This is a genomic window from Ruegeria sp. CDSB114 (assembly GCF_059611025.1).
The window spans coordinates 523643-537351 of sequence record NZ_JBXWOT010000001.1 but is presented as its reverse complement, the minus strand read 5'-3'; the positions used below and the strand labels follow the sequence as shown (position 1 = coordinate 537351).

The 13709-nt window shown below is 56.1% G+C and carries 12 protein-coding genes and 1 tRNA gene; 7 read left to right on the top strand and 6 right to left on the bottom strand.

Annotated features, from left to right (window positions below; translation table 11 throughout):
- Nucleotides 1-45: 45 nt before the first annotated feature.
- Both AC2FIP_RS02675 and cls read left to right on the top strand, forming a co-directional pair.
- Complete coding sequence (locus AC2FIP_RS02675) at nt 46-1107, top strand: AI-2E family transporter (RefSeq protein WP_496695524.1); 1062 nt, start codon at nt 46-48, stop codon at nt 1105-1107.
- 59 nt (nt 1108-1166) lie between these two features.
- Nucleotides 1167-2579 (top strand): cardiolipin synthase, encoded by a 1413-nt coding sequence (gene cls, locus AC2FIP_RS02670; protein WP_496695526.1) that lies wholly within the window; start codon nt 1167-1169, stop codon nt 2577-2579.
- Here cls and AC2FIP_RS02665 read toward each other — a convergent pair.
- Complete coding sequence (locus tag AC2FIP_RS02665; RefSeq protein WP_271947221.1) at nt 2576-3010, bottom strand: ion channel; 435 nt, start codon at nt 3008-3010, stop codon at nt 2576-2578. The genes cls and AC2FIP_RS02665 overlap by 4 nt on opposite strands.
- 160 nt (nt 3011-3170) lie before the next feature.
- Here AC2FIP_RS02665 and AC2FIP_RS02660 point away from each other — a divergent pair, with 160 nt between their 5' ends.
- From AC2FIP_RS02660 to AC2FIP_RS02650, 3 genes are read left to right on the top strand one after another with little or no spacing between them, the layout of a single operon-like run.
- Nucleotides 3171-3818 (top strand): ABC transporter ATP-binding protein, encoded by a 648-nt coding sequence (locus AC2FIP_RS02660; protein ID WP_496785082.1) that lies wholly within the window; start codon nt 3171-3173, stop codon nt 3816-3818.
- Nucleotides 3815-6229 (top strand): ABC transporter permease, encoded by a 2415-nt coding sequence (locus AC2FIP_RS02655; protein WP_496785080.1) that lies wholly within the window; start codon nt 3815-3817, stop codon nt 6227-6229. Before AC2FIP_RS02660 ends, AC2FIP_RS02655 begins: the two co-directional genes overlap by 4 nt.
- Entirely contained in the window at nt 6219-7259 is a 1041-nt protein-coding gene (locus tag AC2FIP_RS02650) for a lipocalin-like domain-containing protein (protein WP_496785078.1), read from the top strand. The genes AC2FIP_RS02655 and AC2FIP_RS02650 overlap by 11 nt, the downstream gene beginning before the upstream one ends.
- A gap of 1 nt (nt 7260) precedes the next feature.
- Here the strand turns inward: AC2FIP_RS02650 and AC2FIP_RS02645 are convergent, their stop codons facing one another.
- The 4 genes from AC2FIP_RS02645 to AC2FIP_RS02630 all read right to left on the bottom strand — a co-directional run bounded on the left by AC2FIP_RS02645 (nt 7261) and on the right by AC2FIP_RS02630 (nt 11852).
- Nucleotides 7261-7692 (bottom strand): universal stress protein, encoded by a 432-nt coding sequence (locus AC2FIP_RS02645; protein WP_271947228.1) that lies wholly within the window; start codon nt 7690-7692, stop codon nt 7261-7263.
- Nucleotides 7689-10298 carry a TRAP transporter permease gene (locus tag AC2FIP_RS02640; RefSeq protein ID WP_496691202.1) on the bottom strand — a complete coding sequence of 870 codons (2610 nt, stop codon included), beginning with the start codon at nt 10296-10298 and terminating at the stop codon, nt 7689-7691. Before AC2FIP_RS02640 ends, AC2FIP_RS02645 begins: the two co-directional genes overlap by 4 nt.
- A 101-nt stretch (nt 10299-10399) precedes the next feature.
- Complete coding sequence (locus AC2FIP_RS02635; RefSeq protein WP_142633669.1) at nt 10400-11368, bottom strand: TAXI family TRAP transporter solute-binding subunit; 969 nt, start codon at nt 11366-11368, stop codon at nt 10400-10402.
- 398 nt (nt 11369-11766) lie between these two features.
- Nucleotides 11767-11852 (bottom strand) — tRNA-Leu (locus AC2FIP_RS02630).
- 145 nt (nt 11853-11997) lie between these two features.
- Between AC2FIP_RS02630 and AC2FIP_RS02625 the strand changes: the two genes are divergently transcribed.
- Both AC2FIP_RS02625 and AC2FIP_RS02620 read left to right on the top strand, forming a co-directional pair.
- On the top strand, nt 11998-12576 hold the full coding sequence (locus tag AC2FIP_RS02625; protein ID WP_142633667.1) for a YqaA family protein: 579 nt from the start codon (nt 11998-12000) through the stop codon (nt 12574-12576).
- Nucleotides 12573-13040, top strand: a complete 468-nt coding sequence (locus tag AC2FIP_RS02620) for a disulfide bond formation protein B (RefSeq protein ID WP_271947233.1) — start codon at nt 12573-12575, stop codon at nt 13038-13040. Before AC2FIP_RS02625 ends, AC2FIP_RS02620 begins: the two co-directional genes overlap by 4 nt.
- Here AC2FIP_RS02620 and AC2FIP_RS02615 read toward each other — a convergent pair.
- Entirely contained in the window at nt 13037-13624 is a 588-nt protein-coding gene (locus tag AC2FIP_RS02615) for an HNH endonuclease (protein WP_142633663.1), read from the bottom strand. The genes AC2FIP_RS02620 and AC2FIP_RS02615 overlap by 4 nt on opposite strands.
- Nucleotides 13625-13709: the final 85 nt, after the last annotated feature.

Sequence of the window (13709 nt, the reverse complement as noted above, 5' to 3'; positions counted from 1 at the left end):
CACAAAGCCGGGCGAAAAATGCCAACCAGCGACCAGGACCCAAGCATGCCGAACAGGTTGCGCCTATCGGTTGTCCGCGACACCGCGATTGTCGTGTCACTGATCGTATTGGGGCTTTATGCAGGTTCCGCTTTTCTGATCCCGCTGACCATGGCCTTGCTGATCAACGTCCTGATCATCGCGCTGAGTGACCGGGTTATTGCGCTGACCAAGGCTCCGGTCTGGTTGGCTAACCTGGCTGGAGTGACCGTGGTTTTGGTCGGGTTGTTCATGATCATGTATATTCTGGGCAATCAGGCGACGCAGTTTGCACGCTCGATCAATACATACGAAAGCCAGTTCGACGAGGCCGTTAACCGCATAAACGACCTTGTGGGCAACGATATCACGGCCTTCATCAGGGACAATCTGGTCAACATTGATATGTCTTTCGTCGCCCGGATGTTGCTGGGCAGTGCGACGTCCTTGCTGAACCAGTTTTTCCTCATCAGCCTTTACGTTGCCTTCCTGATGGCCGAACGTCTGGCGTTCCGAAAAAAGATCCGTATGGCCGCCGGTGACCCTAAAACCGGTGCCGAGTTCGCTTTGGTTCTGGACGCGATTTCCTTTAGTCTGCAGCGTTATGTCGGAGTGAAGACCTTTATCAGCCTGATAACGGCTGGAATCAGCTATGTGGTCTTCAAAACCCTTGGTCTTGAGTATTCCGAGACATGGGCCGTGCTGACATTTGCCTTGAATTTCATACCCTCGATTGGGTCGATTATTGCCGTTTTGTTTCCAGCGGCGATTGCGCTGGTCCAATTTGAAAGCATCGGGCCGTTTCTGATCATAGTTTTCGGCTGTGGCACGCTTCAGTTCATGATCGGTAATTTTCTGGACCCGGCCATGCTGGGCCGATCGCTGAACATGTCGACATTTCTCGTCATTCTGGCACTTATGTTCTGGACCACGGTCTGGGGTCTGATCGGAGCCTTCCTGAGCGTTCCGCTGACCGTCTGCATCCTGATCATCTTCAGCCATATACCCGCATTGCGCCCGATCGCAATTTTGATGTCCCTGAATGGTGAACTCGGCGACGAAGGGCCACCATCGGGGAATACAGTCTGAACAGGCCAATCCCCAATGCAACTTGAAACACTAAGGAAAATGCCAGGATCGAATCATCTATGCTGACACTCTTTGTTTCCCTCTTTGTCCTATGTTTGTACCTGACCGCCGCGGTCTTTTCGATACGCGCCGCTCAAACAGCGCGCACACCCCAGGGTGCCGTGGGATGGGTGGTCTTTTTGATCTCGGCACCGATAGCTGGCGTACCACTGTACTTGTTTCTGGGACATCATCGTTTTCGCGGGTATCGCATGGCCCGAAAGCACGCTGAGACTGTTGTCGAAGGGATAAAGAGCTTTGCGGATTTTTCGCGCCCAGATCCGGGCATGATTACGATCAACCCACTCCCTTTCGAAGAGCTTGCGCATCTACCCATATCACGCGGCAACGGTGCAGAATTGCTTGTCGATGGGCAGGCAACCTTTGACGCTATCTTTCAGGCTATCGACGCGGCTCAGGACTATGTGCTTGTCCAATTCTACATCGTGCGTGATGACGGATTGGGGCGGCAACTGCAAAGCAAACTGATCGCCGCCGCAGAGCGCGGCGTGCAAGTTCGCTTTATGACCGACGCCGTGGGCAGTTATGGCCTACCGACAAGCTACATCACGTCGCTGCGCGCGGCGGGAATTCACGTTGCCGGTCAGCATGAAAAGCGTCATCCAGGGCAGCGATTTCAGCTAAACTATCGCAATCACAGGAAAACGGTGATCATAGACGGTGAAATCGGCTTTATCGGCGGCCACAATGTCGGCGACGAATATCTCGGTCAGTCCGCAAAGTTCGGACATTGGCGGGACACACACATAAGGCTGACTGGACATATCGTGCGCCAACTACAACTGATCTTTACGGAGGACTGGTACTGGGCGCATCAAGAAGACCTGATAGATCAACTGGCCTGGGCGGGTCAGGAATCTGATCAGGACATGAACGCCCTTCTCGTCGCCACAGGTCCGGGGGACGAAACCGAAACCGGCGCCATGATGTTCTTTTCTGCAATCACGGAAGCAAAGGAACGATTGTGGATCGCATCCCCCTATTTCGTTCCTGATATCGACATCATGACCGCACTACGCCACGCCGCAATGCGCGGGGTAGATGTTCGCATTCTGGTTCCCGACGTGATTGATCACCGCTTACCTTGGCTGGCGGCCTTTGCCTATTTCGACGAGATCAGGGAATGCGGCGCGCGGGTCTACCGGTACACTGATGGATTCATGCATCAAAAAGTATTTCTGGTGGACGACACTCTGACCGCTGTTGGCACCACCAATCTGGACAATCGCTCTTTCCGCCTGAATTTTGAGGCGATGGCCCTGTTCTTTGACAAAGACGCGGCCCATGCGGTTCACAACATGCTGCTGATGGACTTTGAATCCAGCTATGAGCTGGACAAAACCTTGCCCGAACAACCGGCCTATATTCGGTTCGGCTCGCCTCTGGCGCGGTTGTTCGCACCAATCCTTTAAAGGATCGACTCTTCCTGCAGCACCCGCGACATGACCGCGACCAAAAAGGCTGTGGACAGCCCAAATGCCAAAAGCCCGGTGACCGAGGCAAAGGCACCAAAAATGCGCAGCCCGTCGTCCAGAACAATGTCGCCGTAACCCAGCGTTGTGAACGTAACCAGAGAGAAATACAGCGCCGAGTTCCAGTCTGCCAGAACATCCCCAAAGACCCAGACAATCGCCCAAAGCCAGACCTGAAAGGTATGGATCATCACGATAAAAATCAGCGCGATAGTCAGCGGGCTTGCAATGGTGACGAACCTTTTGCTTTTTTCCAGTTTGATCGACATCACGCGGATGATCTGCATGCACCAAGTCAGCAGGGCAATTTCGATCAAAAAGCAGATACCCAAATAAACGCTTCCCCAGATAATCTGCTCGGATAAGGTCACCGGCGCCCATCCCCTCTGTTTTTAGGTCTCGTCACAATCGCTTCAAATGCAGGATTGGGCAACCCTGCGTCTGCGACGAATGGAAACGATAGCCCCATTGAACTGGACACCGCTTCGGTCGGCTGCAAATTGTGAATGGCAGAATACAGGGCGCCTATGAATGCTGCTTACAATAACTGATGTCCATAAATCATATGCAAACGGTCGACCGATTTTGAACGGAGTATCTCTGTCGTTAGACCATGGCCAAACGCTTGCCCTAACCGGGGAAAGTGGCAGTGGCAAAAGCACGCTTCTAAATCTCGCAGGTGCGCTGGACATATTCGATGCGGGCGAAATCTCACTGGGCGGAACCAACCTGTCCACACTAGACGATACCGGGCGCGCAGCCCTTCGGCGCGAGCGTGTGGCCCTGGTATTCCAACAGTTCAATCTGATCCCGTCGTTGACGGTCGGCCAAAACCTGTCCTTCCATGCCCGGCTTGCCGGTAAATATGATCCGGACTGGTGCGATCATCTTGCCGACAAACTGGGATTGCGGGACCTGCTAGACCGCTTTCCCGAGAACCTGTCAGGCGGCCAGCAGCAACGCGTTGCCATCGGACGCGCCCTTGCGCCGCGCCCCAGTCTTTTGCTCGCGGATGAACCAACAGGAAATCTGGATGAGGTCGCAAGCACCAATGTATTGGATTTGATGCTTGCGCTGGTCGCCGAAACCAGCGCCGCCCTGCTTTTGGTGACACATTCGCAGGACATCGCGGCCCGTCTGGATCGGCAGGTCCGCCTGTCCGGCGGCCTAATCTCGTGACTTTGGCCATCATACAGGCGTTGGTGTCGCACTGGCGTGCCCATTGGCTTCAGCTGTTAACCTTGTTGACCGGCATTGCGCTTGCGACCGGGCTATGGTCGGCAGTTCAAGCCATAAATTCCGAGGCCCGGGCAAGCTATCAACGGGCCAATGATCAACTCTCATTTGGTCAATACGATGAATTGCACGCCACCTCGGGGAATTTGACGATCGACCATTATGTCAGCTTGCGTCGGGCTGGCTGGCAGGTCGCTGCGGTGCTTGAGGGGCGTTGGCGCCATAGCGGGCGCAATCTGCAGGTCATGGGGGTCGACATGGTCGCCTTTCCACCCCTGCCCGCCCTTAGCCGTCTGGAACAAAGCGATACGCCGCCCGATCCCGCAGATATGCTCACCGCGCCCGGCAGGATACTGGTCGCGCCGGAACTGGCCCAGGTTCTGGAGCAAGCCAGCGACCTGCCGCCGATCCTGTCCAGCGACGCGCTGCCGCCTGATCTGGTCTTTACCGACATTGGCATCGCCGAACAGCTGCTTGACAAAAAGGGGCAGATTTCACGTCTGGTCATCCTGCCTGATCAACCCCGAGCGATCCCTCCGCTTGAGCAGATCGCTCCTGATCTGACACGAATTGCAGCCTCAACCAGATTGGACACGGCTCAACTGACAGAGAGCTTCCACCTCAACCTCTCTGCCTTCGCGCTTTTGTCCTTTGCCGTTGGGCTGTTCATCGTCCATGGCACCGTCGGGTTGGCTTTTGCGCAGCGCCGAGCGATCATCCGGACAATCCGTGCGCTGGGCGTATCGATGCGCCGGATCATCTGGATCATCCTGGCCGAACTGTCGCTGTTGGCCCTGATTGGAGGGGGCGCCGGTCTGGTCCTGGGGTTCTTGCTGGCCGGGGCCTTGCTGCCCGACGTGGCATCCACACTACGCGGGTTGTATGGTGCACCAGTTGAAGGTCAGCTATCGCTTCAACTGCACTGGGTTCTCGCGGGCTTGGCCATGGCCCTGTTCGGAACGCTCTTGGCCAGTTCTCAGGCTTTGTTCCGATTGGCTCGGCTGCCGCTGTTATCAAGCCCGGGTCCGCAGGCCTGGCGGGGGGATGACACTGCAACCAAAAGATTGGCTCTGATCGGAGTATTCCTGATTGGGTTGGGGATCGTTTCAATCTTTGTGGCCGACGGTTTGGTCGCAGGGTTCGTGCTGGTTGCCGGAATCCTGACGGGTTCTGCGTTGATTTTACCGTTTCTCTTGCTGATCGCAGTAACCGGACTTCAGAAGCTACAGAACGGCCCGGTCAGACAATGGGTATTCGCCGACATGCAGGCGCAACTGCCCGGTCTCTCTTTGGCCCTGATGGCATTGATGTTGGCATTGGCCGCGAACATCGGCGTGGGCACCATGGTGTCGAGTTTCCGGCTGACATTTACCGGGTGGCTTGACCAACGACTGACATCAGAACTGTATATAACCGCATCCGACGAACAACAGGCGCAGGACATCAAGAAATGGCTGCTGCCTCAGGTCGACGCCGTTTTGCCGATCCGCAGCGTCGAGCTGTCGCACGGAAGCGGCCCCTTGTTTCTTTACGGGGTGGTGAACAATCCGGTTTATCAAGAAAACTGGCCGCTGATCGCCTCAGTGCCCGGAGTATGGGATCAGGTGATGTCCGGAACCGCCGTTCTGATCAACGAACAGCTTGCGCGCAGATCCAGTCTGTGGCCCGGAGATCAAATCACGTTCCGCCCGGGTCACAAGCTGGTCATTGCAGGGGTCTATTCTGATTATGGCAATCCAACCGGACAAGCCATCGTGTCGATGGAGCTTTTGGAAGACATCGCACCCAATACCGAGGAACGGCGATATGGCGTTCGCATGCCCCCTGATCAAGCCAGCGATGTTGCCGAAAGGCTTCGGGCGGAATTTGACCTTCCTCCGCAGGCAGTCGTTCATCAAGCTGACATGAAGGCCCGATCCACGGAAATCTTCGAAGACACATTTGTGGTGACCTCTGCGCTGAATATCCTGACGCTCGGGGTTGCTGGATTTGCAATTCTGACCAGCCTGCTGACGCTTTGGACGCAACGGCTTCCACAGATCGCGCCGGTCTGGGCGCTTGGCCTGACGCGGGCGCAGCTGGCGCGGTTTGAACTGACGCAGAGCGTGCTTCTCGCCTCTCTGACCGCTGCGCTGGCCTTGCCGCTTGGGTTGGTTCTGGCCTGGACGTTGCTGACGGTCATCAATGTCGAGGCGTTTGGCTGGCGGTTACCAATGTACCTATTCCCAAGCGACTGGTTCTATCTATTTCTTCTGACCTTACTGGCCGCTGTTATCGCCGCTGCGGTTCCAGCCCTTCGGTTGCTGCGCATCCCGCCTGCCGAGTTGTTAAGAGTGTTTGCCAATGAACGCTAAAGCCTGGTTCCTAATTCTGGCCCTGCTATTGCCCGCCCAACTTCGGGCGCAGGGCTTTGCCGGTCTTGGAGGTGAGGCCGACGGGTTCGACGTCCCCCAGCTTGGGTATCAGTTGAGCTTTCCGCAGGATCACGGTCCCCATCCCACTTTCAAGATCGAATGGTGGTATCTGACCGCAAACCTGAAAGGAGAAGACGGGCGCGATTACGGTGTGCAATGGACGTTGTTCCGCTCGGCGCTGAAACCCTATGAAGAGCAATCCTGGCAAAGTCCGCAGTTGTGGTTGGGCCATGCCGCCTTGACCACTCCTGATGCCCATTTCTTTGCTGAACGTCTGTCGCGGGGCGGTATCGGTCAGGCCGGGGTAACCGCCACCCCATTCGAAGCCTGGATCGACGAATGGTACATGCGCGGAACCGACTTTAATGCGCTGAAGATTAGGGCCAACGGTTCTGAGTTCGGATACGATCTGTCAATGCGCGCAACGGGGCCTTTGGTCTTTCACGGGGATGCCGGGTATTCGGTCAAGTCTACGCAGGGGCAGGCAAGTCATTACTATTCACAGCCGTTTTTCGACCTGACAGGCACAGTGCATCTGCCGGATGGGGATGTTGCGGTAACCGGACAGGGTTGGCTGGATCGGGAATGGTCCTCGCAGCCCTTGGCCGAGGATCAAAGCGGATGGGATTGGTTCTCGCTCAGCTTTGAAGGCGGCGACAAGCTGATGGCCTTTCGCCTGCGAGGAGAGGCTGAGGATTTCACCTCTGCCACGTGGATCGGCAATGATGGCGAAACCACCGCGCTTGCCGATGGCTCTGTTTCTTTTGAACCGCTTCAGACCGCTCATGTCGCCGACCGGGATATCCCGATTGAATGGCGTGTCACACTCCCCGCCCGCGGGGTGGATATTGTCGTCAGCGCCCTGACACCCAAAGCCTGGATGGCAACCCGCTTTGCCTATTGGGAGGGGCCCGTTACGGTCTCAGGCAGCCATTCAGGCCGTGGCTATCTTGAAATGACCGGGTATTAGATCATCGCACCACGTAGACCGAGACTGTCGAATGCCGCACGACGCGCGCAGCATTCGGACCCAGCAGGTAATCCTTGAAGTCCGGCTTATGCGCCCCAATGACGATCAGGTCAGATCCGGCGCTTTCTGCGGTTTTCAGGATCTCCTGATAGGCCGTGCCCGTGGCCACCACATGGCGGATCTTTTCATTGCGCTCACTGCCCAATGTTGATGCGCACAGCTCAGTCAGTTGTTTCTGCGCCTCGGCCAAAGCCTTTTCATGGAAATCCGCCTGGAAAAAGCCGGACACCCAGCTTTCTCCAAAATCGGGCAGAACACTGACCACATCCAGCTGCGCCCCCTCCAAATCGGCCAATGCAGCGGCCTTTTGAAGGACCGGGCCATCAATTTTGCCATTGCTGATATCAACAGCACACAGAACAGAACGTGTCATGCGGGCACCCCTTGTCTGGCGGCACGGCCGCGTTGCAGGAAGGCGATCAGACCCAACAGGATCATCGCCGGGATATAAACCAGCTGCTTGGGTGGCTGGCTTGACGGCAGGCTGACCGAGGTCAGGCGCACGGCCTCATCCCCGTAATAGTCGAAGATGCTCAGATCATCGGCAACAGGCGCGCCGAACAGCGGCTCTTCCAGCTTGATCAGACCGTCCTCTTCGATCAGCAGTAGACCCATCGCATCAACCCGTGCAGGACCGCCGTCTTCGTCGCCGACAGAGACGACAACCGTGGTATCCACCATCTCAAGCGTGTCGAAATCCGGGCCGCTGATGACCAGACGCACCTCGGTTCCGGGCGGTGTTTCCCCGATCGTTTCGGTGAAAGCTGCCGGCTCAACGGTCTGATATGGGGGTGAAATCCTGTCCATAAAGTAATCCGGACGGAATAGTGCGAAAGCAACCGCGACCAAGGCAACGCTCTCATAGATCCGGCTGCGGGTCAGGAAGTAGCCCATCGTGCCCGCCGTAAAGACAAGGATCGCTATCGTCGCAAATATCGCAACGATTATCCCTTCGACCCAGGTCACATCGATCAACAGAAGGTCTGTGTTGAAGATGAAGACAAACGGCAACGCGACCGTGCGCAGGCTATAGAAGAAGGCGATGAATCCGGTCTTTATCGCATCGCCCCCCGATACGGCAGCAGCGGCGAAACTGGCCAGCCCCACAGGCGGCGTCACATCCGCCATGATGCCAAAGTAGAAGACAAACAGATGCACCGCGATCAGCGGCACAATCAGCCCGCTCTGCGCGCCCAGCTCCACGACCACACCGGCCATCAAAGAACTGACGACGATATAGTTCGCAGTGGTCGGCAGGCCCATGCCCAGGATCAGGCTGAGGATACCGACCATGATCAGCATCAGGATCAGATTGCCACCCGACAGGAACTCGACCAGATCGGCCATCACTTGGCCCACACCGGTCAGGGTCACGGTACCAACGATCACACCCGCCGTGGCCGTCGCCAGCGCGATACCGATCATGTTGCGCGCGCCGTCGATCATGCCCTGCCACAGATCCGCGACACCGTCGATGAACGCGTTGTAGAGGTTGCTTTGCCCCCGGAACATCGCCTTCAGCGGTTTCTGCGTCAGCAGGATCACAAACAGCAAGGACGTGGCCCAAAAGGCCGAAAGACCGGGCGATTTCTGTTCAATCATCAGGAAATAGACCAGCACGATTATCGGCAGAAGGTAATGCAGACCGGCCTTGTAGATCTCGCTAATGACCGGCAGCGTCACCTCTTTGGCATTCGGGTCATCGGGTTCCAGATCGGGCACCTGTGCGGCCAGATACAGCAGCGCCACGTAAATTGCGCAGATGATCAGACTGAGGACCAGACCGGCCGAGTTCGGCATCCAATTTGTCACTGCTTCCACAGGGAATTGAGAGCCATAGCAGAGCCCAGCAAAAACAATGAAGAACGAGAACATACCAACCACGGTACGTGCCAGCTTCACTTCGCGGTCGCCCAATGTGGGCATGTTCCGCTTTACGGCTTCGAGATGCACGATATAGACCAGAGCAATGTATGAGATCGCCGCTGGCAGGAAGGCGTGGGTGATCACCTCGACATAGGAAATACCCACATATTCTACCATCAAGAAGGCTGCAGCGCCCATGACGGGTGGCATGATCTGCCCGTTCACCGAAGAGGCGACCTCGACCGAACCTGCTTGTTCGCTGCTGAACCCAACACGTTTCATCAATGGAATGGTGAAGGTACCAGTGGTCACAACGTTTGCGATGGACGAGCCCGAGATCAGACCGGTCGCAGCTGAGCCCACAACCGCCGCCTTGGCGGGGCCGCCGCGCAGGTGACCCAGCGCGCCAAAGGCCATCTTGATGAAATAGTTCCCTGCCCCGGCCTTATCCAACAAGGCGCCAAACAGAACAAACAGGAATACAAACTTGGTCGAAACACCCAAGGCGATACCGAACACGCCCTCGGAGGTGATCCACATATGGCTCATCGCCTTTTTCAGGCTGGCGCCTTTCCAGCGGATGACTTCGGGCACCCATTCGGATGATCCAAAGAAGACATAGGCCAAAAAGATCGTCGCAATGATCGCCATCGCAGGGCCAAGTGCACGACGCGCGGCCTCGAACAACAGCAATAGCCCACCCAGCGCGATCCACTTGTCAGTGTTGTCTGCCAGCCCTCCGGCATCGACGATCTTGGTGTAGAAGAAATATCCGTAGAGCGCCACAAACGCGCCCAGAAGGCCCATGATCCAATCTTGCACAGGGATATAATCCCGTGGGCTGGATTTCAGCGCCGGATAGGCTGCAAAGGCCAGAAACATCGCAAAGGCCAGGTGAAACTGACGCGAATTGTTAACCACGCTGCCGGGCAACACATAGTTCGCCAGGGGCGAAGCAAGTACGACCTGAAAGATCGACCAGATCGCCGCCACGATCGCAAGGAAAACGCCTACATTCCCAACCGGATTACGCCCTCCGGCATCTGAAGATGCGACCAGATCCTGTAGTTCTTCTTCGGATAGCGGGCGGTTCGATTGTGTCTCGGAACTCATGAAAATGTCTCCCCGTCGTGGCCATTTGCGGCCTTCTGAATCACCCGCTTGATACGGGTTTTGTGCGGGGCGCCCGACGGGCACCCCACGTCAGGTCTGGCTTATTGAATCCAGCCTTTTTCTTTATAGTACTTCTCGGCACCCGGATGCAGCGGGGCTGACAAGCCGTCCGCGATCATCTCTTCGGGCTTGAGGTTGGCAAATGCCGGGTGAAGCTTTTTGAAGTCATCGAAGTTCTCGAAAACCGAGCTGACAACCGCATAAACCGCATCATCCGACACGTCCGCCGAAGTCACGAAGGTCGCGCCAACGCCGAATGTCGCGGTATCACCATCCGACCCGCGGTACATGCCGCCGGGAATGGTAGCTGTACGGTAGAACGAGTTGTCGTTGACCAGCTTGTCCACGGCCTCGCCGCTGACATTGACCAGAACCGAGTCGCAAGCCGTCGTGGCTTCTTGAATCGAGCCCGAGGGGTGACCCACGGTATAGACCATTGCGTCAATCTGGTTGTCGCAAAGCGCCGCAGACTGTTCCGCCGCCTTCAACTCGGTCGCCAGTTCGAAATCGTCAGTGGACCAGCCCATTTCGCCCAGCAGAACCTCCATGGTGCCACGCTGACCGGAACCGGGGTTACCGATATTTACGCGCTTGCCTTTCAGGTCTTCGAAATTGGTCACACCGGAATCGGCACGGGCCACAACGGTAAACGGTTCGGGGTGAACCGAGAAGACGGCGCGCAGGTTTTCAAACGGGCCTGCCTCTTCGAATTTCGAGCTGCCGTTATAGGCATGGTACTGCCAGTCGGACTGCGCAACACCAAACTCCAGCTCGCCTTCGCGAATGGTGTTGATGTTGTACACAGAACCGCCGGTCGATTCGACCGAGCAGCGCACACCATGTTCCTTACGCCCTTTGTTGACCAGACGACAGATTGCACCGCCAGTTGGGTAATACACCCCGGTCACGCCACCTGTGCCGATCGTGATAAACTCTTCGGCATAGGCCGCAGGCGCCATCAGAGCCGCCGTGACAACCGCGCCGAGGCTAAGCTTGCTGCTGTTTTTCATAAGTGAACTCCCATTATTTTTCTGGTGGGAGACACATCAAAGCGCCGGATAAATGGCCCTGCGATATGCAACAACGCCCGCTATGCAGCAGGCATATCTTTGATTTTTCAGAATCTCCCAACCCGTAAGAGGTTTCATTCTGAGCATTAGCTTGTCAAGGCCAGCAGGTCACCAAAGCAGGCGTATCCTCAGATTTGACAAGCCCCCCTGAATTTTCCCCGCCTTTGAAGCTTTTCTTGCGCATCTGCCCCGCAGTGACCGCAAACACATCCAATTATGCGCTTTTGACATCGGGAATTCTGACCAGAACGCGAAAGTGTGAGTTGGGAATCCGAGCAATTAGAACTGCCGGAAAGAAAAAACAGAAGGCAGGTTCCCCTAACCCTCTGTTTTTACTTTGGTACCCAAGGCCGGACTCGAACCGGCACGGTATCACTACCGGGGGATTTTGAATCCCCTGCGTCTACCATTCCGCCACTTGGGCCACGGACACTGAATTAGCGTTCAAAATCGAGAAGGTCCAGAGGCAAAAAACACCCTGATTGAGGAATGTTCCAGCCTGCAAGGTTGACGGCCTGCGGGGCGCATGATTTGGCTTACCCAACACATGTACAGGGAAATTGCACCTGATGCTGCGACCTCTTTATGACTGGACCATTCGTCTGGCAGAACACCCGAATGCCTTGTGGGCGCTGGCTATTGTTTCCTTCATCGAAAGCTCTTTCTTTCCGATACCGCCGGACGTTCTGATGATTCCCATGATCCTTGCCCGACCCTCCCGGGCCTGGCTGATTGCTTCTGTGGCACTGGTAGCTTCGGTTTTGGGCGGAATGTTAGGCTATGCAATCGGCGCATTCTTTTATGAAAGCCTCGGCCAGCCCATCCTTGAATCCATGGGCAAGGCCCACGCCATGGAAGAGTTCAACACACGGTTTAATGACTTTGGTTTCTGGGCTGTTCTGGCCGCTGGGGTTACGCCTTTTCCCTATAAGGTCATCACCATCATGTCCGGCTGGACAGGGATGCCCCTGGGCACCTTCATTGCTACCTCGATTCTGGCCCGAGCGATACGGTTTTTCATTGTCGCAGGTTTGCTTTGGGGCTTCGGAGAGCCGATCCGCAGCTTTATAGAAAAGCGGCTGGGCCTTATGTTTACCCTGTTCATCATCCTTCTGTTCGGCGGATTCCTAGCGGTGAGATTCCTATGACAAGACGAAATTTACTGGTCCTGGTTGCCACGTTTGGATCTGTGGCATTGCTGCTTGGGGCCTTTGCGTTTCAGTATCTCGGCGGGCTTCCACCCTGCAAAATGTGCATCTGGCAACGCTATCCGCATGCTGTCGCCATCCTGATCGGTGCTGCGGCGCTTGCGCTACCTCGGCTGGCGATCCTCCCTCTTTTAGGCGTTATGGCGGCGCTGACCACTGCGGTCATTGGTGTCTATCACGCTGGTGTAGAACGCGGTTTGTGGGAAGGTCCGTCAAGCTGCACATCAAGCAGCATCGGCGGTCTGTCGGCAGAAGAACTGCTGGATCAGATCATGTCGGCACCACTGGTACGCTGTGATGATATTCCATGGGAGTTATTTGGTGTTTCCATGGCCGGATGGAATGCCGCTTTGTCTTTCGTTCTGGTTCTGCTCTGGTTCGCCGCGTGGCGTGAAGGCCGTTAGAGCTCGTCCAGTTCCGCATCCCAATAGAGAAAGTCGATCCAACTGTCATGCAGATGGTTCGGTGGGAATTTTCGTCCAACGTTGCGCAAAGCCTCAGCATCCGGCTGCCGCGGAGGCTTGCGCAATGTCATTCCTGCTTGCCGCAGTGATTTAGACCCTTTGCGCAAGTTACATGGGCTACAGGCCGCAACAACGTTCTGCCAGCTTGTCACCCCGCCCGCCGCGCGCGGGATCACGTGATCAAAGGTCAGATCTCCACGGCTGCCACAGTATTGGCAGCGGAATTCATCCCTCAGAAATAAATTAAAGCGCGTGAAGGCCACGCGCTTTCTGGGTTTTACATAATCTTTCAGCACAACGACCGAGGGTATTCGTATCTCGGTGCTCGGGCTTCGGACAACTTCGTCATATTCGGCGACGATATCTACCCTGTCCAGCCAGGCAGCTTTTATGGCCTCCTGCCACGGCCAGAGCGATAGTGGATAGTAGGACAAGGGGCGGTAATCAGCGTTCAAAACCAATGCCGGATGATGCTTGAGCGCACCGGGTTCCCTGACAAATTCGGTCCTGAAGTCTCCGTCCATATCAGAATCGCTCCACGCTCTGCTCTGCCTCTTTTGACATCAGAGCGGAGAACCCCCGCCCCGGCCTTAGCTTTACTATATATCG